The sequence below is a fragment of the Hyphococcus sp. genome (genome assembly GCF_965228385.1).
GTDB lineage: Bacteria > Pseudomonadota > Alphaproteobacteria > Caulobacterales > Parvularculaceae > Hyphococcus.
In genome coordinates this window covers 2,901,422-2,924,331 of record NZ_OZ245810.1, presented here as the reverse complement: position 1 = coordinate 2,924,331, position 22,910 = coordinate 2,901,422, and the positions used below count along the sequence as shown (strand labels likewise).

Below are 22,910 nucleotides of genomic sequence, written 5' to 3'. Positions count from 1 at the left end.
TGATGACAGGCGCCCAGGGCGGTTTCATAGGTACATTTATCCAGCGGCCGATTCTTGCGGCCGTTTTGAGCATGCTGATCGTCATCGCGGGACTTGCGGCGCTTTTCGGCGTTGAGGTGCGTGAACTGCCGGATGTCGACCGGCCTGTTGTTTCGATCGATACGAATTATCCCGGCGCGACGCCAGAGACTGTTGACGCAGAAGTGACAGCCATCATTGAGGGCGCCGTCGCGCTGGTGGACGGCATTGACAGCATTTCTTCCTCGTCGGGTTTTGGCGACAGCGACGTTACTATCGAATTTTCCTCCAACGTCAGTATCGACATCGCCGCGACGGATGTTCAGAACGCAATCTCATCCGTTATTGATGAATTGCCCGAAGAAATTGAATTACCGCGCGTGCGCAAGGCGGACTCCAACGGGTCGGCGATGATGCGCATCAGTGTTGCGGCGACGGAAATGGACCCCGGCGACCTGGCGCGCCTTGTGGACGATGTTATCGTGCCGCGTCTGCAGTCCGTGGAAGGCGTTGCGCAGGCGGATGCTTACGGCGTGCGCAACAAACTCATCCGTATCCGCGTGCGCCCGGTTTCGCTGGCGGCGCGCGGCTACACTGTGGAGGATGTGGCGCGGGTCGCGTCAACGGCGTCGCAATCGACGCCAAGCGGACGGCTCAGAAGCGATACGCAGCAAATTCTCATACGCGCCGAAGCCCCGGCGACGACGCCCGAAGCCATCGCCGCCCTGCGGCTCGACAGCCAGACCCGGCTTTCCGATGTCGCCGTTGTGGAATGGGGTTATGAATCAGAAACCACAACAGCGCGCATAAACGGCGATCCCGGTATAGGCATCGCTATTGTCCGTCAGGCGCAGTCGAATACGATGGCGGTCTCCGCGGGCGTTCGAAAAGCGGTCGCCGAGTTAGACAGCTCGCTGCCGGAAAATGTTCAGCTCACCATCCCCGTCGATGATTCCATTTTTATCGGGCAGGCGGTGCGCGAGGTCGGCAAAAGCCTTCTGCTTGCGACAGGCATAGTCGTTTTTGTAATTTTCATGTTCCTGCGGTCGCTGCGCGCCACGCTCATACCGGCGGTGACGATACCGATTTCGCTGCTCGGCACTGTGGCGGCGCTCTATCTTGCAGGTTTTTCGGTCAACCTCATTACGCTCCTGGCGCTCGTGATGGCCTCGGGCCTTGTGGTCGATGACGCAGTGGTGGTGACGGAAAACATCCAGCGCTGGCGCGCCAGAGGCGCCGGCAAGCGCGCGGCGGCGGTGATTGGCACCCGCGAGATTATTTTCGCCGTTCTGGCGACGACCGCAACGCTGGCGGCGGTGTTTATTCCCATATCGTTCCTGCCGGGACAGGCGGGCAAGCTGTTTTCCGAATTCGGTTTCGTGCTGGCCTTCGCGGTGATGGTCTCTTCATTCGTCGCGTTGACGCTGTGCCCCGTCCTCACGGTTCTTCTGGGCCGCGAACATCGGGAAGAAATGGATTCGCCTGATGAGGAATCGCGTCCTGACGGACCGCTGACCAGCGTTTACCGCACGCCGCTGCGGTTCGTGTTACGCCGCCCCTTGCTGATTTCGCTCGCCTCGCTGGCCTTCGCCGCCGGCGGTTTCATGGTCTTCAAAACCGTGCCGCAGGAATTGACGCCTGAAGAAGATCGCGGCCGCGTTTTCATGATGGTGTTCCCGCAGGAAGGCGCGAGTTTCGATTATCTCGATCTGAAAATGCTGGAGATTGAACAGCGCCTGCAGGAAAACCTTGTCGAAGAAGGTTATGGCGACGCGGTTATTTCGATCAACGGCGTATGGGGCGGGAACCGGTCTTTCGCTATCTTGCGTTTGCCGGACTGGGCTGACCGGGAATTCTCTCAGAGTGAGGTTGAAACCAAGGTGCGCGCGCTTCTTGGCGACATCCCCGGCGTTTCCGTGATTATCCGGAGCGGAAACTCGCTGGGCATTCGCGGCGCAGGTCAGGGGCTGCAGTTCGCCGTTGTCGGCGATGATTACGGCGTAGCCGCCGATTCCGCCGACGCCATTGCAACGAAAATGCGCGCGCTGCCGGAATTTGCAGATGTGCGCACTGACTTCCAGACGTCGCAGCCGCAAATCCGCATCGACATTGACCGCGAGGCCGCGACGGCGCTCGGCGTTTCGATCTCTGCGATCACGCGGACGGTGCAGGTGCTGGCTGATGAATATCGCGCGGCGCAGGTTTTCGTGGGCGACGATATTATCGATATTGTGATGTCGGGCGCGGGTGCGCCGGTAAATGACCCGACCGATCTCGCCAATATATTCCTGCGCGCCGACAATGGCGATTTCGTACCACTGTCATCTATTGCGTCGGTTGAAGAGGTCGCCGTCGCCTCTCAACTCGCCCGGGAACAGCGCCGCCGCGCAGTGCCGGTGTCGGCTGAGTTGAACGCCGGCGTACCGCTGGGCGACGCGGTAAGGCTCATGCAGGGCGTTGCCGCCGAAACGCTGCAAGGCAACCTTTCAGTGACGCTGCTCGGCGAGGCGAAAGTGCTGCAGGAATCGAACCGGTCAACGCTTCTCGTTTTCGGTTTTGCAGGGCTGATCGTGTTTCTTGTGCTGGCGGCGCAGTTTGAAAGTTTCGTCAGCGCCATGATCATTATGGTGACGGTGCCGTTTGGTCTCGCCGCTGCGGTTTATGCGATCATGCTGACCGGCGGTTCGATCAATTTCTATAGCCAGATTGGTCTCGTTTTGCTGATCGGCATCATGGCGAAAAACGGTATCTTGATCGTCGAGTTTGCAAATCAGCAGCGCGACAAGGGCAAAAGCGTCGCGGAGGCTATTGAGTTCGCCGCCATGGTGCGGTTGCGACCGGTCCTGATGACGGCGATTTCCACGCTTCTGGCGAGTTTGCCGCTGATCCTCGGCGCCGGGGCGGGCGCGGAAAGCCGCGCGGCGCTCGGCTGGGTTATCTTCGGCGGGCTTGGTTTTGCGACAATCTTCACGCTGTTTCTGGTGCCGGTGGCGTTCCGGCTGTTTGCGGGACTGTCGAAACCGCGTGCAGCGGAAGGCCAGCGCGTTGAAGAAGAACTGGCGCGCGCGCCGGCGGGATAACCGCGTTTCGTTTGATTTGAGATTGGCGCGCTGGTCCGCCTTTGCGCGAACTTTCCGCATTCGCCCGTGTTGTCATAGCGTGTTTATCGCGACCCTTTTCCACAGCCGGCGCAGCGCCTGAATATTATGACTGAGCGCTGGAAAATACATTTTGCAAGGCTGCGCGAGCTCGCGCCGCGGATTGTGCGGCAGATCAACGACGACCGGATCGGTCTCACCGCTGCAGGCGTCGCCTTTTACGCCTTGCTGGCGATTTTCCCGGGGCTGGCCGCTGCTGTTTCCGTCTGGGGGCTGATTGCCGATCCCGGTGAAATATCCGCGCATTTGTCTGAATTCAGAGGCGTTCTGCCCGCTGATGTCATGACGGTCCTGCGCGAGCAAGCCTACGAGGTCGCCGCCGCCGATGAGGGCGTTGTTTCCGTCACGCTGATTTTTTCGCTGGCGATTTCATTTTTCAGCGCTTCGCGCGGCGTCAAGGCGATCATGACGGCGCTGAATATCGTTTATAATGAAAAAGAAAGCCGCGGCTTTTTGAAGTTCAATTTTATCGCGTTCTTGATGACGATCGCGATCACCATCGGCTTTGTCGTGGCGATTGCGGCCGTGGCTATTGTACCGATTGTATTTGAACTGGTGGGGCTTGGCGGCCTTCTTGAACCGTTGATCGGGCTCGCGCGCTGGCCGATTTTATTCGCCGGCGCATGGCTTGGCATTGCTGCGCTCTACCGGTTTGCGCCAAGCCGGAGCGATGATGCGTGGCGCTGGATCAGTCCCGGCGCAGGGGCGGCTGTCGTCTTGTGGATATTCGCCTCCATCGCCTTTTCCGTATACGCACAGAATTTCGCGAATTACAATGAAACCTACGGCTCTATCGGCGCGGTGATTGTCATGCTGATGTGGTTCTGGGTTTCAGCCTTCGTTTTTCTGGTGGGCGCTGAAATCGATTCAGAGGTTTTGCCGGACAACACGAAAGATCGCGGCGCATAAAAAAGGCGACGCCTTTTCACGGGCGCCGCCTTGTTTTTCTATAACGGCTCGGGCCGACGCCGCTACATCGCTTCGGCGGTTTCAGGTTGTCGCGCGCGGGCGTCTTTATCCATGCGTTTCATAGCTTTTTGCAGCTTTTCAAAAGCGCGCACTTCGATCTGGCGCACGCGCTCGCGCGAGACGTTATAAACCTGGCTCAGTTCTTCCAGCGTTGACGGGTTATCTTTCAGCCGCCGTTCGGTCAGAATGTGCTGCTCGCGTTCATTGAGCGTCGCCAGGGCTTGTTCAAGCAATCCCATGCGCATGTCATATTCGTCTTCATTGGCGAGTTTGGTTTCAGGATTGACGGCGTTGTCGTCGACAAGCCAGTCCTGCCATTCGCCGCCGCCGTCGGCGTCTTTGCTCATGGGCGCGTTCAACGACGCTTCGCCGCCGGACATGCGCCTGTTCATGCTGATGACATCGTCATGCGTCACGCCGAGTTTGGTTGCGATATGCTCGACCTGTTCGGGGCGCAGATCGCCCTCATCGACGGCGTCGATCTGGCCTTTGATCTTGCGCAGGTTGAAGAACAGTTTTTTCTGCGCGGCGGTCGTGCCGATTTTCACAAGGCTCCATGAGCGCAGGATATATTCCTGAATAGAGGCGCGGATCCACCACATGGCGTAAGTGGCGAGGCGGAAACCCTTGTCCGCGTCAAACCGTTTTACCGCCTGCATAAGGCCGACATTGCCTTCGGAGATCACCTCGCCGATGGGCAGGCCGTAGCCGCGATAGCCCATGGCGATTTTCGCCACCAGCCGCAAATGCGACGTAATCAGCTTTTGCGCCGCTTCCGGGTCTTCATGCTCGGCGAAACGTTTGGCGAGCATATACTCCTCGTCCTTTTCCAGCATGGGAAATTTGCGGATCTCGGCGAGGTAGCGCGACAGGCTGCCTTCAGGCGTCAGGGCGGTTCCGGTTGTGGTCAGTGCATTACTCATAAGCGCAAAGTCTCTTTCTCTCTCCTCAACACGCATTGGCGGCGTTGAGTTCAGTCAGGCGGGCGTTCTTTTGAATTCCCCTTTTGGAAAGCCGCCTCTTGACGGGCGTTGCCTAGGATATAGGGAGCCGGAACGCCAATCCCAAGCTTTGAGCCCGAAGCCCGAAGCCCGGAATTTGCTAATTGCCTATAATAAAAGCGCTTTTTGCTGAAATTGCGGCGAAAATCCAGTCAAAAGGACGCGAGCGGGGCGCGAGGTCGCGGCGTTCGCGCCAGTGATATTTGTCTCCAGTAAATGACGACTTGGTTTTTTTAGAAAAGTCGGCGGGTGGCGCGCTTACAGCGTAATCGCTAAAGTCTACACAAATAACCATAAATACAGGGGGATTCTGGTATGTGGACATTCACAGTAGGGCACAATGGCGGTGTCTCGCCAGCTCTTCTCGATAGTATAATGGATGTTCTTGCCGACGCTGCGGATTATTGGGGGCGCTATATAAATTTCGGGTCCGCCGCTACGCTCGATATTGAAATCAATTTTATTTCGCTTGACGATGACGTGCTTGCGCAGGCGGGCCCGGATTTTATTTTTGACCGCGTGGGGCCTGGCGGTGAGGATGTCTATCAGGCGGGTACGATACTCGAATTACAGACAGGAACAGACCCGAACGGCGCCGCGCCTGATATTTACATTGATGTGAATTTGGACACGTTACTCGCCGGAGAATATCATTTGGGCGGGATTGCGGACGCTGGCGTTGCGTCCAATGAGTATGACCTTTTCACGGTGCTTTTGCACGAAATCGGACACGGTCTTGGATTTGCTTCGTTTTACGGAGACCCGAGCGGGGATATAACCGAATATGATCTGCTGCTTACCCAAACTAACGGCGTTTTCTTTTTTACCGGCTCCAAAGCCAAGTCAGTCTATAACGGTGATGTACAACTTGGAGATGATCCAAGTCACTTTAATCGGAGAATTGACCTCTTTAATTCAGGATTGGAGCCGGGAGATCGTTTAGTAATCTCTGAGCTTGACGCAGCCATTCTGGAAGATGTTGGATTACTGGTTTTAGCGCCCACGACTGACGACGATACTCTTTTTGGTTTTGAAAGTAGGAGTCAGTCTGGTCTTGGTTATACCGGTGGCCGTGACAATGTGGACCTTCTTGATGGGGACGATTTTTTTTATGGCTTGAGCGGGGATGATACGATCAATGGAAACTCGGGCGACGATACTCTGGAGGGCGGACGAGGCGCTGATCAATTAATTGGCGGCTCCGGAGAAGATACTGCCTCATACCGATCATCAGGCGAATTTTTATCCGGCGTTTTAGTCAATTTAGATACAGGAGACACCAGCGGTTATCATGCGCTTGGCGATACATTTTCCAGCATAGAAAACATCATCGGCGGACCCTATAACGATACTTTAATTGGGGACGCCTCTTCCAACAGGTTATTTGGCGAAGCTGGAACGGATGAATTGAGGGGCGGTCTGGGTCAGGATATACTAAGCGGCGATACAGATCCAGATTTTCTATATGGTGATGAAGGTGACGATCTACTAAACGGTGGTAGCGGCAATGATTTTCTGGCTGGAGGCCCAGACAGTGATTCCCTTACGGGCGGCGAGGGTGATGACCATCTGAATGGCGGTGTTGGCGCCGATACATTGTTTGGCGGTTCCGGACGCGACATATTTTTCTTTGCCAGCGGTGGAAGCCAGGATGTGGTTGAAGATTTTTCGACGCGTGTGATTGATGGCGATTTCATCGAATTTGATGTATCCACAAGCCCTTTTTCAGCAGTTCAGGAAATTTTAGATGCGGCGACGCAAAATGAGGATGATGTCATTATTGATCTGGGCGGCGGCGACGCTCTTACGCTTCTTAATATTCAGCTCACGGATCTAAATTCGTATGATTTCCGATTGCTGGATGACCTTGACCCGCAAATCAGAAGCAACAACAAGACAATCTCATTTTCATATATCGACGCCAATGGCTTTCGCCCAATACATTTTGGTTTGAATGTAACTATAGAGCCAACTGGGGGTATTGAGAACATTACCTTTAATACTTACGGCGAAATTGTGCGGCTTAATACTGAATCTTTTGTCGTGAACAAGGGAACGGTGGCAGGAGCTGCGCACAGCGTCGGTGGCGAAAATGCGGGCATTTATGGAATAGAGTCTTATCGAGGGGAATTCGTCAATGAGGGAACAATTTTGTTGGAGGGACATGGTTCTACTTTGCTCGCAGGATCTGTTGTTCAAAAGGACGGCGATTTCACAAATTTGGGGCTTATTAAAATAATACAGACTGGTTTGAATGAGCCGGATTCCCGTGCGACAGGTATTGCTAGTGCGCAACAGACTGTAACGAACGGTGGCGAGATTATTATAATCTCCGATTCTTCTGCTGCCGGAATTAGAGCAGGAAATCGCGCGTCCGTTGTTCACAATACAGGAGAAATTGATATCAGCGTCGTTGAAAATCAAATTTCAGCCGGCGCGGTGGGGATTTCTTCTGAAGCGTTCAGGGTTACAAATGATGGAACTATTTCCGCTGTGGCGGATGCGGGGTCTGCGATAGGTATTATAGGCGAAGGAAGCGGCAGTGTTGAGAATTCGGGTGCGGTCACGGCAATCGGTGCTGGTGCGATTGCTATAGATGCGGACTATCAAAGTGTTATTGTAAATTCCGGAGATTTGTATGCGGAAGAATTACAGCCGGGTGGCGTTAGCATTGGAGTGCTTTTCGATTCAAGAATTTTCGGAGGAATAACGCGCATAGAGAATACCGGCAGCATTGTTGCTGACCATGCAATCTCCGCTAACGAAAACGGCGTGCAAGAATTATATAATAGCGGCTTAATCCAGGGCGATATTTTTTTGGGAGGGCGGGAAGATCGGATTGATAATACAGATGGTGTAATAAATGGCGATGTTGATTTCGGTTCTGGCGATGACTTTCTTGATAATTCTCTGGGCGACATAAATGGCGTTGTTTATGGCGGAAGAGGATTGGACACACTGATAGGCGGGATAGGCGCCGACACCATCTCCGGCGGCGGCAGCGACGACACGATTGATGGCGGAGCGGGAGACGACGCAATTAGCGGCGAGGCGGGGCGGGACTCTGTCTTTGGCGGCGATGGAGCAGATACGCTGCACGGATTCGGCAGTCACGATACGCTGATCGGCGGCGGCGATAATGACGATCTTCGCGGCGGCTTCGGCAGGGATTTACTAGGCGGCGCTAACGGCGACGATGTCGGCCGGGGCTATCAGGGTGATGACCGCCTGTTCGGCGGCGGCGGGGCGGACACTTTGTTGGGTAATGACGGCGATGACTCACTCACGGGCGGCGGCGGGATTGATCGTCTTAAGGGAGACGCTGGCGATGATACGTTGAATGGCCGTTTTGGCGCGGACAGCGTTACCGGCGGTGCGGGCGACGATCTATTTCAGTTCCGGCAGGGTCATGGCGATGACATCTATGATGACTTTACGCCAGGGGCGGGTACAGATGACGTTATTCAGCTAGTAGCCTTAGGGGCGGCGTTTGACACATTTGCAGAGGTTATAGGCGCAGCCTCCGACGACGGAGCCCATACGACAATCGACTTCGGCGGCGGCAATACCATCCTGCTGCTGAACGTTACGAAGGCTGAACTACACGAGGACGATTTTATTTTTACATGAGGCTAAAGCGCCCGCAGCGCCCCGAGGAGCGATTGAAAATCCTCCGGCGGCGGACGCTCGAAACGCATTTTCTCGCCCGTGACCGGGTGCGCGAAGCCCAGGACTTTTGCGTGCAGCGCCTGGCGGCGGAATTTATTCAGAACAGCCAGCGCATGATCCGCCGCGTCATCGCCGGGTCTCAGCCCGGAAAGCCCCGGTCCCTTGCCATACATCTGGTCGCCGATCAGCGGGCAGCCGATATGGGAAAGGTGCGCGCGGATCTGGTGCGTGCGTCCGGTCTCCAGCCGGCACTCGATCAGCGATGCGATCGCGTCGCCTTTCAGCTTCGCCCGTGTCCGGCCAAACTGTTCCATAACCTTGTAATGCGTCACGGCGCGGCGGGCGCCGGTGTGTTCGTCCTCAGCGTAAACCGACATTTTTTTGCGGTCTTTCGTAGCGCGCGCCAGCGCCGCGTCGATCACGCCAAAGCCGGGCCGGGGCGCGCCCACGGCAACCGCTTCGTAAACGCGATCTATATCGTGTACGGAAAAAGCAGCGGCGAGGCCCTGATGCGCAGCGTCATTCTTGGCGGCGACCAGCAGGCCCGACGTATCCTTGTCGATGCGGTGAACAATGCCGGGGCGTGCAACGCCGCCGACGCCGGAAAGGCTCTCCCCGCAATGATGGATCAGCGCATTGACGAGCGTGCCTGTCCAGTTGCCGGCGGCGGGGTGCACCACCAGTCCAGCGGGCTTGTTGACGACGATCAAATCGCTGTCCTCAAACACGACCTCGATGGGGATCGCTTCGGCTTCGGGTTCCGGGTCGGCGACCGGGGGCGGCGCCAGCCGGTATGTCTCGCCGTCGCGCAGCTTCCATGACGGGTCGGTAAACGCTGCGCCGTCACGCGTTACGGCCCCTTCCGCGATGAGCGCTTTCAGCCGGGAGCGGGTCAGCGCTGCGATGCGCGCCGCGAGCCATTTGTCGAGCCGCGCGCCGATATCGCCCTCGCCCACGGTGAAGACGTAGGCGCCGGTCTCATCGGGCTTGAGGCTTTGGCTGTCTGCAGTCATAACCCGTGGCGGTGTACCCGGCCTGCGGGCCATGCGCCATAGAGGCGCTGTAAAAAGAAGCGCCGTAAATGAGGAACAGACCAAGGCGATGACCGGCACCGAAAATGATTACGCCCCGTCTCCGGGCGCAGAGCCGTCGAAGTTCGGCTCGCTCGCCCATTCAATCGGCGCGCGCAATCTCATCCTCATCATTATCGCAATGCCGTTTTTCTTTCTGGTGGCGGTGATGGGCGTCATTGCCGTTTTCGGCGCGCCCCAAAAAGCGGCGGGGGGTGAAACGATTGCCGGTGAAACACCGGCAGTCTCCGCCGATGCGCTGAGCTATCCGGCGGGCGCGGCGCCGGGCGCAATTGCGCTGGACGGCGACCGGCTCGCCGTGCGCATCGATGGGCCGGACGGGGTGACGGTGATCGTCTACGATCTTGAAAAAGGCGAGGTCATTGCCCGCGTTCAGCTGACGGCGCAAGCGCAAGCGCCTTAGCGCTAAATACCTTCGCCGACGCCGGTCATCGCGCGCCGGAAGGCGGCGTCCGGCTGCGGGCCGGTAAGCGCGCCCATATTTTCGCGCATGTGATCGACGCGGCGGGTCGCCGGTATCGCCGCCGTGACGGCGGGGTGCGAGACGATGAATTTTAACAGGAACTGCGCCCAGTTTTGCGCGCCGATCTCTGCGGCCATTTCCGGCAGCGGCCGCCGTTTGGCGGCGTCGATCAGGCGGCTCTCCTGAAACGGCCGGTTGGCGATGACGCCGACGCCTTTCTCCCGCGCCAGCGGCAACAGGCGGTTTTCCGCTTCCCGGTCCACAAGATTATACGTAATCTGAATAAAATCGACGGGGTGGGCGTTCATGATGGCTTCGATCTGGTCATAGCGCAGCCCGGCGTAACTGGTTACGCCCACATAACGCAGGCGCCCTTCTGCTTTCATGGCGAACAGGGTTTCCAGATGATCGCGCCAGCTCACCAGATTATGCACCTGAATTAAGTCGAATTGCTCAACGCCCCAGCTTTCGCGGCTCTGTTCGATCTGCCGCGGACCGTTCTCGCCGCCGCCGATCCAGACTTTGTCCGCGGCGAACAGCGCGTCCGTGTTCTTCAGATTTTCAAGACAATACCCGACAACGCGCTGGGACGAGCCGTACATGGGCGATGAATCGATGATCGCGCCGCCGAGGTCAAAAAACGCCCGCGCCACATTGAGCCGGTCGCGCCGCAATTGCGGATCATCGCCTACATCGAAGGTCAGCCAGGTGCCCATACCGATAGCGGGCGTGATTTCTCCCGTTGACGCTATGGTTTTGGTCAACAGCGCCGGTTGCGCCCGTCCCAGCGCAGGGGCGAGGGCGGCGCTCGCAGCCCCCGCGATGATATGACGGCGATTGATCATTCGAATACGCCTTTGGCGATGTCCATGCGACACAGGTTCAGCAGGCTTAAAGCGCCTGCATGCGCGCCTGTTCAGGTATGGCGAGTTTTCAGGAGCGCACGCGCCATATCAATGCAGTTCGCCGCACAGGGCGCGCGTTTCACCGCAGACCTCAGCGTTCATTCTGCTTTCGAAAGGCGCATTTCGAACACTTGCGTGCAATTATCGCCTTCGCAGCGCTCGCCCGTTTCAATCCATTGCCCTTCATCGTTCAGGCGCGCGTAGTAACGCATCTCAACGCCGGGCCCGCCGGTATGCGACCAGCGATAGTCATTCTCGCCGATTTGCGGGGTTGAACGCGACTGGTAACCTTCTTTTACAAAAGCGTCGAAATGATACCTTTGTGCGTATGCGTCATAAGACATTACGCCGAACGCCTTGTGGCCTTCGACTTCATTTCCGTCTTCGTCCTCGCTCCAGCCGCGCCCGTGCAGCGTCAGCACCATACCGTCCAGGACGTATTCCGCGGTTTCAGTGACGCTGAAGGTTTCTTTGCCGTCAGGGCCCATGCGCCAGCCATCGCCGCGCCATTCGCCCTCAAGCCATGACAGTTTTTCCATGGCGGCGAGCACTTTGGGCGCGGGCGGGGTCGGCGGCTGGGCCTGAAGCTGGAGCGGGGCCAGCGCACCGGAAACGGCTATGAAACGGGCCAGAATCTTGATGTTTGCAGAATTTTTCATCGAAATAGTCCTTGTTCTTTCCTGTAGGGCTTGAAAATAAACAAAAGAGCTTTATTTTGTAAAGTTAAAACGGAGGACAGGATGAATCAGGCGCGAAGCGACGATCTGGCGAGCGAACTCGCCTATGTGCGTTCATTGGCGGAAGAAGGCGCAACCGCGCCCCTTGTCAGCGGGTTTTACTATCTTCTGTGGGGCGGGCTCATGGGCGCGGCGGCGCTGCTTGTCTACGCGGTCGCTATCGGTTTCATCCCTGCGGGAACCATCGGGTATTTTGCGCCATGGATGGTCGCCGGATTGATTGGCTGGGCCGGTTCATTGGCATGGGGACGAAAATCTAAAATCAAACCCGGCGCCCTGACCCTTGGCAATCAGACAGCGAATTCCGTCTGGTTCGCAGTCGGCGTATTCATGACAATCCTGTGGATTGCGTTCATGATCGTTCATGACAACTACACGCAGTTCGGCGTGCCGGAAAATTTTCTGTTCACGCTGATGTTTCCCATCGCCTTTGGCGTTTATGGCGTCGCGTTTTATGCAACGGCGACGGCGGCGAAATTGCCGTGGCTCAGATGGTTCGCCTGTCTCGCCTGGGGTTTTTCAATGCTCAGCCTGTTTTTGCTGGGAGACGATTTGCAATTCCTGCTGGGCGGGACCGGATGTATTCTGACCGCGGCGCTGCCGGGCGCGCTTCTCATGCGCCGCGAACCGGGCGATATCGTCTGATTGATGAATGACGAAGCAGCATACGACTATCGCGATATCGATGATGTCATTCACGGCCGGGTCCGCCTGTCCGTGATGGCGTATCTGTCAGGCGCGGGAACGGCGGAGTTTAACGAGCTGAAGGCGAAAGTGGGCGGCACGGACGGCAATCTTTCCGTGCATCTGCGCAAGCTCGAAGAGGCCGGTTATGTCAAGGTCGTCAAGACGTTTCGCGGGCGCCGTCCGCTGACGACTTGCGCGCTCACGAACAAAGGGCGCAACGCCTGGATTGCATATATCGCCCGCATGGAAGAATTCCTGAAACCGAAAGCGGCGGAATAGCGCTCTACTTGCGTGAGGAAAAAACCCGCGCAATCAGCCAAATCGGGATGACGATGGCGGCGCCGATCAGGAGATAAGTGCCGAGCGTGATGACGATATCGCCGAAATTTTCGCCGAGCGAAGCGACAATGCTTTTCACATTGCTGAAAACGCCGCGCCAGAATTCTTTCGGGCCGATGCCCAGAAGGGTGAACAGCGCGCCGACGACGATACTGACGATCGCCAGTTGCAGCACGGTTTTGCCAGCGCCGCCGCGGGTAAAGCGCGATTTGAAATTGTTGTCGCTCATGGCTCGCCGTATTTTGCTGTCCAAAACTGAAGACGGAATGTAGGCGTGAACGAAACGCTTATCAATGGAGCGGCTGACAACAGCAGCAGCGCGGATCAGGGCCGGATATCGATGCGCCAGCTCGCCGAAAAGCGCCAGTCCTGCTCGAATCCTGCCGCCGGCTGATCGAACGGGCGCGCCATTTCAAGCTCCAGAGAGCCCTTGTCCCGATAGGCGATGCGCACGCCGCCGCCGGCGGAACCGAGATCAACATAACGATTGTCGCCGCCCGGGCGCGCAAAGCTTTCCACATAGGCGTAATCGGCGAAGGCGTAGATTTCGCTGCGGGCGAACGCGCCGCCGTTGATGGGCCTCCAGGCCGGTTCAAGCAGGAGCGCTGCGCCTCTGTCAGCGTTGATCAGCCCGGCGGAAAAAGCGCGCCCGAACCTGGCGCCGCCAACGGAAAAACGCTCGCTGGCCGGCAAATTATCGTCTGTCCACTGAAGGGCGGCGTTCGCCTTCAGGCGCCAGGAATCGCCCAGGGACTGAACGATAGCGGCGTCGATACGGGCCTTGAAATATTCCGCGTCGCCGATAAGGCCGGAAACGCGCGCGCCTGCGACCGGCGCCCCGCGTTTGATTTCCGCGCTGAAATTGGCGCGCCGCGTTTCCCAGTTGCGGGCGAAAGCGGCGCTGAGCCCGGCGGCGCGGGTTCGCTCTGTTGCGATGAGAGAACCGAATGCGGCGTTATCGCTGTTCACAATATCAACGCCCGCCCGCATGGAAAGCGTAGTGCGATAGTCGCGTATAACCGGATAGCTGACGCCGGCTGTATAAATCTGCGCGTCGCCTTCGATGACGGTTCCGCTGGGGCGCGAGCGCAACAGGGCGGCGCCGATGTCGGCGCGCGCGCCGCTCGCGCCGAGCGGCGTCGTGTGTTGCAGCCCAGCGTAAAGCGAGTCCTCGAAATTGACGGATGCAGCGAGCTTCAGCGACGTGAAATCGCCGTCGCGCAACAGCCGATAGGCTTTCGCTGCGCCGGTGAACTGCCCGTCTTTGACAAAACGCGAGGAACGATTGCTGAAACCTGCCGATACCGTCGGGCGCTGGTAATCGAGCGCCAGCGTCAGCCGGACGGCGCCAGGGCGCTGGCCGTATGAGAAGGATGAGGCGGTCTTCAGTCCCGGAATATCGTTGATCAACGAAAGCTGGCGCTCAAGCGTTCGGCGGCTGGCGGGTTTTTCCCGCGTCAGCCGTTCTGCAAAGGCGGTGACGAGCGTGTTCGCGTGATCGGCGGCTTCTCCGTCTAGTGTGACGCTTTCAACAAAGCCTTCTGCGGTAAGCACGCGCACAAGACCGTCTTCAAAGGACTGCCGGGGTATGACGACCGTAAACAGCGCCACGTCGGAGCGTTCATAGGCGGCGGTGAGCGCGCTCGCGAGATCTTCCAGCGCGGCGCGCGAGGCGGTGCGGCCGATAAAGGGGCGTGCGGCGTTTGCGACGATGGCCGGAACGCGCACGCCTTCGAATTTGATCGACCTTATCAGGACGGAGGACTCTGCCCCCGATTCAATCCTGGCTTTCGCCGGGGCCGGCGCGATGGGCGCGGTGTTGCGCGGCTGTTTGTCTTGCGTTTCGCCGGGGCGCAATCGCTCTTCAAGTGGCGATGTCACGCGTTCCGCCGCCATCGCCAGCGTCGCGCCCGGCAGGAGCGCAACAAGAGCTGCGCGCATGAATTTCTTGATCCGCATAAGGATTGATCTTTGCGAGATTGGCGTATGAAAAAGTGCGACCGGGCGCGGCGTAGGGCAGGCGGCGCCCGGTCGCCGGGCGGCGTTAGCAGCCGCCGCCAAGCAGTCCGCCGACAACGCTGCAATCGTCCTCTCCCCCACTGAGAAGACCGCCCGTCGTCTCTTCGACAGTACTGCTTAAACCGTCCTCCAGAATATCGCCGCCGCTTCCTTCCAGGACGCCGGCGACGGTTCCCGATATATCCGCGCCCAGCGATCCGGCGTCTGAATGGGCGTCGCCGTTCAGGATTGCGCCAAGTCCGGCGCCGCCGGCGTCTGCGCTCGCGCCGGAGTGCGAACTGACATTAATAACGCCGGCGGCGCCAAGCGTATTCGTAACCGGCGATGCGGCGTCCAGAACCGGGTCGAGCGAATGTCCGCCGCCGCCGGCAAGCGCGCCGCCGACCCCGAGATTAACGAGCGCGCCGTCGCTGGCGACGCCAACCGTCAAAACGTCTCCGGTTTGTTGCTCCGGCGACAGAATGCTTGCGCCGATCAACGGCTCCGCTTCCGGGCTGCCGAGCAAAAAGGCCTCGCCGATCGTGGCGGTGACAAGCTCGCCCGGCGCGGCTGTCAGGCCGTCGATCAGATAGATATCGCCTTCGCCCGATTGCACCAGCGCATGGCCAGTCGCATCCACAACGCCGACAACAGTGCCTGCGAGCGGGACGCCGCCCGGAATTTTGCCGTCGAGTTTACTGGCGATCTTGTAACCGCCATGGGCGATCACATTAACGGTCTCGCCGGTTTTGGTCTGCACATTGGCGATTACCGGCAGCGTGTTGTCAGGGTCGCCTGTATTCGCAAGCAGGCCCGTGCCGCCAAGACCATTGGGGCCGATGAGCCCGCCTGTGGTGATCGCGCCGGCGGCGCCGAGATTGAAATTGCCGTCTTCGCCGTCTTCGCCGTCTTCACCGGCGGGGCCTTGCGCGCCCCGGGGGCCGGTATCGCCCGGCGGTCCTTGCGGTCCCGTTGCGCCTGCCGGTCCTTGCGGACCCGCCTGGCCTTGCGGCCCGGCCGGACCCTCTTCGCCTTGCGGGCCTTGCGGTCCTGAATTTCCCGTCTCGCCCTTGGCGCCCTGCGGGCCGACGAGCCCGACGCGTGTTGAGCCGTGCGATGAACACGCCGGCAGCGCCAGCATGGCGCAAGCCGACATTAAAAGAGCGAGTTTCCTCGTCCTGTCCGTACTCATAGTAATCTCCCTTCTGCGTTGAACGATGCGGAAGGCTCCGCATGGTCGCCGCCATTCTGCTGCAGAAGGAAGGCTAGGCTGTTTATCTTAAGTTCAAATCAAGACGTATACGGAATTATTGCATAAAGTTCCTGAATAAGAAACGGGTTTTACAAAACCGCCTGAGGTTTTTCACAATGCAAAACCCGTTTTCTTATCCGGAATTTATAAGGCAGCCGGAGATTCAGGCGGCCTGCTCCATATAGAGCGAGCGGCATGGGAACGGGATCGATACGCCCTCGGCGTCGAAACGTTCTTTTACAGCTTTTGTAAGCGCCCATTTCACCGGGAAATAATCGGCGCGCTCGACCCAGACCCGGCAAATGATGTTAACGGATGAATCCCCGAGACTGTCGACGGCGATCACCGGTTCAGGATCGGATTTGGCGCGTTCGTCTTTTTCCACTTCGGATTTAATCAGATCCATCGCCTTGTTCAGGTCGTCGCCATAGGAAACGCCGAAGGTAAAATCGACGCGGCGCGTCGGGTAGCCTGCGAAATTGGTGATCACATCGTCGAAAATATTGCCGTTCGGCACGATAATTTTCTTGTTATCGACCGTCGCCATTTCCGTTGTGAAAAGACCGATATGCTTGACTGTGCCCATGACGCCTGCGGCTTCGACAAAATCGCCGACGTCGAAGGGGCGAAAACCAAGCATCATGACGCCTGACGCAACATGGCCGAGCGTTCCCTGCAAGGCGAGACCGATAGCAAGGCCGGCGGCGCCGATAACGGCCGCAAAACTGGTTGTCGGCACGCCGAATATGCCGAGCGTCGTGATGATCACCAGAACAATGAGCCCGTAGTGGATAAGGCTCGACAGGAAACCGGCGAGCGTTGCATCCACGCGGCCCGTCCGGCTGAAAGCGGATTGCACCAGTTTTTTGACGCGGCCTGCAATCCACAGACCGATGATCAGGACGATAAGCGCGCCGATGACGCTTGGCAGGAACGCGGCGGCCTTCTGGGCGAGGCCCTGAAAAAAGGCGGCCGTGAATTCTATCTCTTCGCCCGCCTGCCCGTTGCCGGCGGCTGTCGTATCTTGCGTCGCATCCTGCATAAAAATCTCCTTACTCGCTTGGCGTTCCGTCATGGCGAATTCGTCAGCGCCGGGCGGCGCCTGATCGGGCCGCCAACGCGCGCACCTGTTAGTTGAACAGACCGCGAAAAAATACAACCTATATGATGAAAATCGCGCTGAATCCCGCCTTTGGTGGATAGATATCCACCACTTCCCGGAAGGCCTTATGATGCGTTTTCCAAGTTTTGTTGCGTATCGGAGAGCCTTCACAATGGAGCAATCGCCCCGTCTTTCCTTATCCTATGTTGCGCCCAGCCAGGCGCAAAAGCATGTCACGGTCAATGAAACATTCCGGCGACTTGACGTATTGACGCAGTGCGCCGTCCGTTCACGGACTGAAACGGCCGAACCGGCCACTCCCGCTGACGGCGATGTTTATATTATTCCATCCGGCGCTTCGGGCGCCGCCTGGGATGACTTTACTGAAAATAATCTGGCGGCGTTTCAGGACGGCGCCTGGTCTGAAATCGCCGCGGTCGAGGGGTTTTGCGCCTGGGTCGCAGCCGATGACGAGTTTATCGCTTTCGACGGCGCCGTATGGAGCGCGTTGTCAGGCGGCGGAACTTCACAAACAGCGGCGAAACTGGGGGTCAATACGACGGCAGATGCGACGAATAAACTCGCCGTCAAATCCGACGCCGTCTTGTTCAATCATGACGACGCAACGCCGGGCTCCGGCGATTGCCAGGTCAAAATCAACAAGGACGCCGCAGGCGATACAGGCTCGCTCCTGTTTCAAACAGGAACATCGGGCCGCGCCGAATGCGGTCTCACAGGCGATGATAATTTTCATCTCAAGGTCAGTCCTGACGGCGCGGCGTGGAACGATGCGTTGTTTATAGATAAAGATTCAGCGGATATCGGGATCGGGACCGATGCGCCGGATAAAAAACTTCATATTCTCTGTACGGGTAATAATGATGGATTTGTACTGGAGACTTCACATTCTGCGGGCGGGCGTATCGGTTTCGATCTCGTGACCGGCTATACGGCCAACGCCGGCGATTTTTTCCGGTTCAATTTCAGAGGCGATCACGCCGATCTCATTCTGGCCGTATGGGACGCATCGGCTGCAGGGTTTGTCTCCTGGATTGCGTTTGATTATCTCGGCGAGGAAACAACATTCGAGGGGGCAATGATTGTCGGCTCGCCCACCGGCGGGGGAAAAGGCGCGGGTACGATCAATGCGCAAGCCGTCTATGACGATAACGCCTTATTGACCTGTTATGTCTTTGACCAGGTGCTTGACGGTGACGTCAATCTGGAGAAATGGGACGCTAAAGCGCCAACGAAAGCGCATCCGGATCAAAAATCAAGCGGGAAAAAATTACCGGGATCGCCGGGAAAACATGAACCCTTGCGCAAATTCACGGCGCGAATCGGCGGCGCCTATGATCCGCTTACGCTCGACGGTTACGCAAAACACTGGCGCGAAAAGCGCCATCTTACCTCAATGCCGAATGAAGCGACTTTCGACATTGAGAAGGGAATGGCCACGGGCGAATGGATCCAGCGGCTCGTGGAAACCGTGGAAATTCAGGCGGTGCTGATCGAAGAGCTGAACCAGCGTCTCAAAGCGCTGGAAGCGGGCCTTTAATGCTAGGCCGGCTTGAAGGTCAGCGCGACGCCGTTATTGCAATAACGCAGGCCCGTCGGCTCAGGGCCGTCCTTGAAGACATGGCCCTGATGGCCGCCGCAGCGCGCGCAATGATATTCCGTACGCGGGATAATCAGCTTGATATCAGTCTTGGTGCCGAGCGCGCCGGGAATGTAATCGTAAAAGGAAGGCCAGCCTGTGCCGCTGTCGAATTTTGTCTCCGATTTGAAAAGATCGTAGCCGCAGCCCGCGCAGGCGAAAATCCCTTCGCGCTTCTCATCGTCGAGCGGGCTCGATCCGGCGCGCTCCGTCGCCTCGCGGCGCAGGACGGCGAACTCTTCCTCGCTCAGGCGTTCTTTCCATTCCTCGCGCGACAATTGCCATTTCTCATAGTCGGGGATGGTCGACGGGTCGGGATCTTTCGCCATAGCCTTGTCCTTTGTCTGCACGCCGCAGCCGGCCGCCGCGACAAGCGCGCCGAGCGTCAGGTGGCGCCGGGTCATTATGGTCATAACGGATACCTCAATTGGCTGCGAACGAATTTCACCGCCCTATGTAACGCGCGAAGGCGTCAGATTGAACGGGCAGCGAGTTCACAAACAGGCGCCAGCAACAAAAGAAGCCCGGCGTTCCGGTTCGATTTGAACAAACTCAAGCAGATGTGACCGTCATGAATGTCGAGTTTGCGCCATTGCCAGAAAAAATGCCCTGCCGCGGGCAGGAGGCCGAGGTAAAAGGCGGGGCCAGCGTTCGCCAGCGCGCCCGCCAGCGCAAAGAGCAGGATCGTTGCGGAAACGAAGACGGCGATCCACGGCTTCGTTTTTTCGCCGAGTTTCAGGGCGGCGGATTTGACGCCGATGAGGATGTCGTCGTCCTTGTCCATGTGAGCGTAGATCGTGTCGTAGGAAAGCGTCCAGAAAAACCCGGCGGCGTAAATCGCAAAAGCTTCCGGCGCGAGCGCGCCCGCCGCTGCGGCGAAACCGACAAGCGCCCCCCAATTGAAGGTGAGGCCGAGCCAGGCCTGCGGCCAGTACGTTATGCGTTTCATGAACGGGTAGGCGGCCACCAGCGCCAGCGCGGCGAGACCGGTGAAAATCGCAAAACGGTTGAACTGCAACAGGACGACAAGCCCGGTGAGACAAAGGCCGATGAGAAGCGCCCACGCCTGTTTTTCGCTGACGGCGCCGGCGGGCAGGGGCCTCAACGCCGTGCGTTCAACCTTGGCGTCGATGTCCTGATCGACGATGTCGTTATAGGTGCAGCCGGCCGCGCGCATCACATAGGCGCCGATTGCGAACAACACGCCATGCCAGAGAGATATCAGCCCGGCCGCGCCGGCGGCATTTGTTCCGCTCAGATTGCCAAGCGCGAGTCCCCACCAGCAGGGCAAAAGCAGGAGCCATACGCCAATCGGCCGGTCGGCGCGCATCAGGCGCAGATACGGTTTCAAGGCGCCTGGCGCGCGGTCGACCCAGCTGTTCGGAATGGCGTCAGGCGTGGCCTGACTTTGGGCGGCGGACGGATTTGTCATGGCCTGATCATAACGCTCACCGGTATGCTTTCAAACCGGCGTATTGACGCCAGGGCAAAGCGAAGCTCAAAAAGCAGGATGATCCCCCGGCTGTATATCGACGCCCCGCTGAAAACCGGCGCCGCGGCGCCCTTCGACAGCGCGCAGGCGCATTATCTCAAAAATGTGCTGCGCCGCGCGCCGGGTGATGAAGTGCGTCTATTCAACGGCCGTGACGGGGAGTTCGCCGCGGAAATCGCAGAGCTGAAAAAGAAGGGCGGTCTCGCCGGCGTAAAGGCGAAAACGCGGGAACAAACATCCGAACCGGAGCTTACGCTCTATTTCGCGCCAGTTAAACGCGGGGCGCTCGAGACGATTGTCCAGAAAGCAACGGAAATCGGCGTCGCCGCCTTGCAGCCGGTGCTCACCGGCCGCACCGTGGCGTCGAAGCTGAATGTCGAACGCCTGCAGGCGATCGCTGTGGAAGCCGCCGAACAGTCGGGGCGACTTTCTATCCCGTCCGTAGGCGAACCGATAAAATTCGCGCGGATGTTTGACGGCTGGCCGGAAAATCGCCGCCTGTTATTTTGCGATGAAGCCGGCGACGATGAAAGCGCGGAATGGGGCGGACGGGAAGGCCGGGCGCCGCCCCTTTTAGAAGCGCTGAAAGATCACCGTAGAAATACTGATCAATGGGCCGTGCTGACCGGGCCCGAAGGGGGCTTTGCGCCGGAGGAGCGTGAAGCGTTGCGCGCAAAGCCGTTTGTCACAGCGGCGACGCTCGGTCCGCGCATTTTGCGCGCCGACACTGCGGCCATTTCGGCGCTGGTGTTATGGCAGGCGGCGCTCGGCGACTGGATTCGGCCGTGAAGTCGCGCAGCCGTGATGAAGTCAAGGCTTGGCCTTTTAAAAGCGTCGCTATAGAGCAAAAACGACGGGCGGCGCGCGACGGGCCGGGAGAAAGACATTGACGACCGCGAAACCATCGACCGGCGCATCGCCGCGTATTGGATCGAAAGATCAACTCGTCGCCTATCTCGCTGCGGGATCAAAACCGAAAGACGCGTGGAAGATCGGCACCGAGCATGAAAAGTTCGTTTTCTGCCGCACCAATTTGAAACCCGTGCCCTATGAGGGCGCCGCCGGCATCCGCACGATTCTCGAAAAGCTCAGCATCGAGACCGGCTGGGACATTATCGCCGAAGACGGCCTGCCCATCGGGCTGAAAGGCGAGGGCGCCAGCGTTTCTCTTGAACCGGGCGGACAGTTCGAGCTTTCCGGCGCGCCGCTCGATAATGTGCATCAAACCTGCGACGAGGTGCACCGTCATCTGGATGCGGTTAAAAAAGTATGCGACCCGCTCGGCGTTGCATTTCTGGGGATGGGGCACGCACCCACCTGGACCCGCGATGAAGCGCCGAAAATGCCGAAGGCGCGCTATGACATCATGCGCCGCTACATGCCGAAAAAAGGCGATCTTGGCCTCGACATGATGCACCGGACCTGCACCGTGCAGGTCAATCTCGATTTCGCCTCCGAAGCCGACATGGCGGCGAAATTCAGGACATCGCTGGCGCTGCAGCCTGTGGCGACGGCGCTTTTCGCCAATTCCGGATTGGTCGAAGGAAAGGATTCCGGTTACGCGTCATGGCGCGCGCATATCTGGACCGACACCGATCCCGACCGCACGGGACTATTGCATTTTGTCTTCGAGGACGGCTTTGGTTTTGAGCGCTATGTCGACTACATGCTCGATACGCCGATGTATTTCGTGCGCCGCAACGGCAAATTTATCGATGCGGCGGGACAGAGTTTTCGTGATTTCATGAAGGGCGAGTTGTCGGCGCTGCCGGGCGAAATTCCCACCATGGAAGACTGGGAGGATCATCTGTCTACGGCGTTTCCGGAAGTGCGCCTGAAAACATTTCTTGAAATGCGCGGCGCCGACAGCGGTCCATGGGCGCGGATTTGCGCGCTCCCCGCCTTCTGGGTCGGTATTTTATACGATGAGGAGGCGCTTGGCGCCGCATGGGATCTGGCGAAAGGCTGGACGCGAGAGATGCGCGAGCAGCTTCGCGGCGACGCCGCAAGATTCGGGTTGAGCGCAGACATCGGCGGCAGGACATTGCAGGATGTGGCGCTGGACGTGCTCGCGATCTCCCGCGAAGGCCTTCGCCGCCGCGCGCGCATGGGCAATTTGAAGGAAGATGAAACGACCTATCTCGACCCGCTCGTGAAAATCGCGAAATCCGGCGTCACCATGGGCGAATATACGGTCGATCACTTTCAGAACGACCTTAACGGCGACGTGAAGAAGCTGTTCGAAGAATGTAAATACTGAGGCGACGGCGGTCCCCGCCCGAATTCGAAGATTTCGACCTGGCCCTTAAATGGGAAGGCGACGAGCGCTTCACGCGATTGCGACTAAGATAATAGAATTGCATCGCTATATA

19 protein-coding genes are annotated in these 22,910 nt (G+C 58.3%); 9 read left to right on the top strand and 10 right to left on the bottom strand.

The features are described from left to right. Positions 1 to 2: 2 nt before the first annotated feature. Positions 3 to 3,098, top strand: coding sequence for an efflux RND transporter permease subunit (locus ACQK2Q_RS13520; protein ID WP_425410268.1), 3,096 nt, complete (start codon positions 3 to 5; stop codon positions 3,096 to 3,098). Positions 3,099 to 3,224: 126 nt separating this feature from the next. Continuing rightward, complete coding sequence (locus tag ACQK2Q_RS13515; RefSeq protein WP_425410267.1) at positions 3,225 to 4,085, top strand: YihY/virulence factor BrkB family protein; 861 nt, start codon at positions 3,225 to 3,227, stop codon at positions 4,083 to 4,085. A gap of 62 nt (positions 4,086 to 4,147) precedes the next feature. Here ACQK2Q_RS13515 and rpoH read toward each other — a convergent pair whose 3' ends face one another. Continuing rightward, positions 4,148 to 5,068, bottom strand: a complete 921-nt coding sequence (rpoH, locus tag ACQK2Q_RS13510; RefSeq protein WP_425410266.1) for an RNA polymerase sigma factor RpoH — start codon at positions 5,066 to 5,068, stop codon at positions 4,148 to 4,150. 393 nt (positions 5,069 to 5,461) lie between these two features. Between rpoH and ACQK2Q_RS13505 the strand changes: the two genes are divergently transcribed. Continuing rightward, complete coding sequence (locus ACQK2Q_RS13505) at positions 5,462 to 8,776, top strand: hypothetical protein (protein ID WP_425410265.1); 3,315 nt, start codon at positions 5,462 to 5,464, stop codon at positions 8,774 to 8,776. A gap of 2 nt (positions 8,777 to 8,778) precedes the next feature. Here the strand turns inward: ACQK2Q_RS13505 and ACQK2Q_RS13500 are convergent, their stop codons facing one another. Then, complete coding sequence (locus tag ACQK2Q_RS13500) at positions 8,779 to 9,828, bottom strand: RluA family pseudouridine synthase (RefSeq protein WP_425410264.1); 1,050 nt, start codon at positions 9,826 to 9,828, stop codon at positions 8,779 to 8,781. Between the two features lie 88 nt (positions 9,829 to 9,916). Between ACQK2Q_RS13500 and ACQK2Q_RS13495 the strand changes: the two genes are divergently transcribed. Next, positions 9,917 to 10,309: a hypothetical protein gene (locus ACQK2Q_RS13495; RefSeq protein ID WP_425410263.1), complete on the top strand. Its 393-nt coding sequence runs from the start codon at positions 9,917 to 9,919 to the stop codon at positions 10,307 to 10,309. A gap of 2 nt (positions 10,310 to 10,311) precedes the next feature. On the opposite strand, the gene ACQK2Q_RS13490 is transcribed toward ACQK2Q_RS13495, so the two are convergent. Beyond that, on the bottom strand, positions 10,312 to 11,214 hold the full coding sequence (locus tag ACQK2Q_RS13490; protein ID WP_425410262.1) for an aldo/keto reductase: 903 nt from the start codon (positions 11,212 to 11,214) through the stop codon (positions 10,312 to 10,314). 158 nt (positions 11,215 to 11,372) lie between these two features. After that, positions 11,373 to 11,933 carry a hypothetical protein gene (locus tag ACQK2Q_RS13485; RefSeq protein ID WP_425410261.1) on the bottom strand — a complete coding sequence of 187 codons (561 nt, stop codon included), beginning with the start codon at positions 11,931 to 11,933 and terminating at the stop codon, positions 11,373 to 11,375. Between the two features lie 81 nt (positions 11,934 to 12,014). Between ACQK2Q_RS13485 and ACQK2Q_RS13480 the strand changes: the two genes are divergently transcribed. Together ACQK2Q_RS13480 and ACQK2Q_RS13475 are read left to right on the top strand one after the other, a co-directional pair. Next, positions 12,015 to 12,656, top strand: coding sequence for a hypothetical protein (locus ACQK2Q_RS13480; protein WP_425410260.1), 642 nt, complete (start codon positions 12,015 to 12,017; stop codon positions 12,654 to 12,656). 3 nt (positions 12,657 to 12,659) lie between these two features. Next, on the top strand, positions 12,660 to 12,977 hold the full coding sequence (locus ACQK2Q_RS13475; protein ID WP_425410259.1) for a winged helix-turn-helix domain-containing protein: 318 nt from the start codon (positions 12,660 to 12,662) through the stop codon (positions 12,975 to 12,977). A 4-nt stretch (positions 12,978 to 12,981) separates the two neighbouring features. Here the strand turns inward: ACQK2Q_RS13475 and ACQK2Q_RS13470 are convergent, their stop codons facing one another. The 4 genes from ACQK2Q_RS13470 to ACQK2Q_RS13455 form a co-directional block, all read right to left on the bottom strand. Further along, positions 12,982 to 13,266 carry a DUF6460 domain-containing protein gene (locus tag ACQK2Q_RS13470; protein WP_425410258.1) on the bottom strand — a complete coding sequence of 95 codons (285 nt, stop codon included), beginning with the start codon at positions 13,264 to 13,266 and terminating at the stop codon, positions 12,982 to 12,984. A 95-nt stretch (positions 13,267 to 13,361) separates the two neighbouring features. Beyond that, positions 13,362 to 14,996 carry a ShlB/FhaC/HecB family hemolysin secretion/activation protein gene (locus ACQK2Q_RS13465; RefSeq protein WP_425410257.1) on the bottom strand — a complete coding sequence of 545 codons (1,635 nt, stop codon included), beginning with the start codon at positions 14,994 to 14,996 and terminating at the stop codon, positions 13,362 to 13,364. A gap of 85 nt (positions 14,997 to 15,081) precedes the next feature. Continuing rightward, positions 15,082 to 16,227, bottom strand: coding sequence for a hypothetical protein (locus tag ACQK2Q_RS13460; RefSeq protein WP_425410256.1), 1,146 nt, complete (start codon positions 16,225 to 16,227; stop codon positions 15,082 to 15,084). A 223-nt stretch (positions 16,228 to 16,450) separates the two neighbouring features. Then, a complete protein-coding gene (locus tag ACQK2Q_RS13455; RefSeq protein ID WP_425410255.1) occupies positions 16,451 to 17,329 on the bottom strand; it encodes a mechanosensitive ion channel family protein in 879 nt (292 codons plus the stop codon). 232 nt (positions 17,330 to 17,561) lie between these two features. Here ACQK2Q_RS13455 and ACQK2Q_RS13450 point away from each other — a divergent pair, with 232 nt between their 5' ends. Next, on the top strand, positions 17,562 to 18,947 hold the full coding sequence (locus tag ACQK2Q_RS13450; protein WP_425410254.1) for a DUF2793 domain-containing protein: 1,386 nt from the start codon (positions 17,562 to 17,564) through the stop codon (positions 18,945 to 18,947). Positions 18,948 to 18,949: 2 nt separating this feature from the next. On the opposite strand, the gene msrB is transcribed toward ACQK2Q_RS13450, so the two are convergent. Both msrB and ubiA read right to left on the bottom strand, forming a co-directional pair. Continuing rightward, the gene (gene msrB / locus ACQK2Q_RS13445; protein ID WP_425411165.1) at positions 18,950 to 19,450 is read right to left on the bottom strand and encodes a peptide-methionine (R)-S-oxide reductase MsrB; all 501 of its coding nucleotides are present in this window, start codon (positions 19,448 to 19,450) and stop codon (positions 18,950 to 18,952) included. 68 nt (positions 19,451 to 19,518) lie between these two features. Next, entirely contained in the window at positions 19,519 to 20,478 is a 960-nt protein-coding gene (ubiA, locus tag ACQK2Q_RS13440; RefSeq protein ID WP_425410253.1) for a 4-hydroxybenzoate octaprenyltransferase, read from the bottom strand. A gap of 78 nt (positions 20,479 to 20,556) precedes the next feature. Here ubiA and ACQK2Q_RS13435 point away from each other — a divergent pair, with 78 nt between their 5' ends. Next, positions 20,557 to 21,327, top strand: a complete 771-nt coding sequence (locus ACQK2Q_RS13435; protein ID WP_425410252.1) for a 16S rRNA (uracil(1498)-N(3))-methyltransferase — start codon at positions 20,557 to 20,559, stop codon at positions 21,325 to 21,327. Positions 21,328 to 21,424: 97 nt separating this feature from the next. Then, a complete protein-coding gene (locus tag ACQK2Q_RS13430) occupies positions 21,425 to 22,798 on the top strand; it encodes a glutamate--cysteine ligase (protein ID WP_425410251.1) in 1,374 nt (457 codons plus the stop codon). Positions 22,799 to 22,910 lie beyond the last annotated feature (112 nt).

What these genes read in the sequence shown, in the direction of transcription:
- ACQK2Q_RS13515 (WP_425410267.1), top strand. Translation starts at nt 3,225, where the DNA reads ATGACTGAGCGCTGGAAAATACATTTTGCAAGGCTGCGCGAGCTCGCG.
- ACQK2Q_RS13470 (WP_425410258.1), bottom strand. Translation starts at nt 13,266, where the DNA reads ATGAGCGACAACAATTTCAAATCGCGCTTTACCCGCGGCGGCGCTGGC.
- ACQK2Q_RS13460 (WP_425410256.1), bottom strand. Translation starts at nt 16,227, where the DNA reads ATGAGTACGGACAGGACGAGGAAACTCGCTCTTTTAATGTCGGCTTGC.
- ACQK2Q_RS13505 (WP_425410265.1), top strand. Translation starts at nt 5,462, where the DNA reads ATGTGGACATTCACAGTAGGGCACAATGGCGGTGTCTCGCCAGCTCTT.
- ACQK2Q_RS13480 (WP_425410260.1), top strand. Translation starts at nt 12,015, where the DNA reads ATGAATCAGGCGCGAAGCGACGATCTGGCGAGCGAACTCGCCTATGTG.
- ACQK2Q_RS13490 (WP_425410262.1), bottom strand. Translation starts at nt 11,214, where the DNA reads ATGATCAATCGCCGTCATATCATCGCGGGGGCTGCGAGCGCCGCCCTC.
- ACQK2Q_RS13450 (WP_425410254.1), top strand. Translation starts at nt 17,562, where the DNA reads ATGGAGCAATCGCCCCGTCTTTCCTTATCCTATGTTGCGCCCAGCCAG.
- ACQK2Q_RS13435 (WP_425410252.1), top strand. Translation starts at nt 20,557, where the DNA reads ATGATCCCCCGGCTGTATATCGACGCCCCGCTGAAAACCGGCGCCGCG.
- ACQK2Q_RS13520 (WP_425410268.1), top strand. Translation starts at nt 3, where the DNA reads ATGACAGGCGCCCAGGGCGGTTTCATAGGTACATTTATCCAGCGGCCG.
- ACQK2Q_RS13495 (WP_425410263.1), top strand. Translation starts at nt 9,917, where the DNA reads ATGACCGGCACCGAAAATGATTACGCCCCGTCTCCGGGCGCAGAGCCG.
- ubiA (WP_425410253.1), bottom strand. Translation starts at nt 20,478, where the DNA reads ATGACAAATCCGTCCGCCGCCCAAAGTCAGGCCACGCCTGACGCCATT.
- msrB (WP_425411165.1), bottom strand. Translation starts at nt 19,450, where the DNA reads ATGACCCGGCGCCACCTGACGCTCGGCGCGCTTGTCGCGGCGGCCGGC.
- ACQK2Q_RS13475 (WP_425410259.1), top strand. Translation starts at nt 12,660, where the DNA reads ATGAATGACGAAGCAGCATACGACTATCGCGATATCGATGATGTCATT.
- ACQK2Q_RS13455 (WP_425410255.1), bottom strand. Translation starts at nt 17,329, where the DNA reads ATGCAGGATGCGACGCAAGATACGACAGCCGCCGGCAACGGGCAGGCG.
- ACQK2Q_RS13485 (WP_425410261.1), bottom strand. Translation starts at nt 11,933, where the DNA reads ATGAAAAATTCTGCAAACATCAAGATTCTGGCCCGTTTCATAGCCGTT.
- ACQK2Q_RS13500 (WP_425410264.1), bottom strand. Translation starts at nt 9,828, where the DNA reads ATGACTGCAGACAGCCAAAGCCTCAAGCCCGATGAGACCGGCGCCTAC.
- ACQK2Q_RS13465 (WP_425410257.1), bottom strand. Translation starts at nt 14,996, where the DNA reads ATGCGGATCAAGAAATTCATGCGCGCAGCTCTTGTTGCGCTCCTGCCG.
- rpoH (WP_425410266.1), bottom strand. Translation starts at nt 5,068, where the DNA reads ATGAGTAATGCACTGACCACAACCGGAACCGCCCTGACGCCTGAAGGC.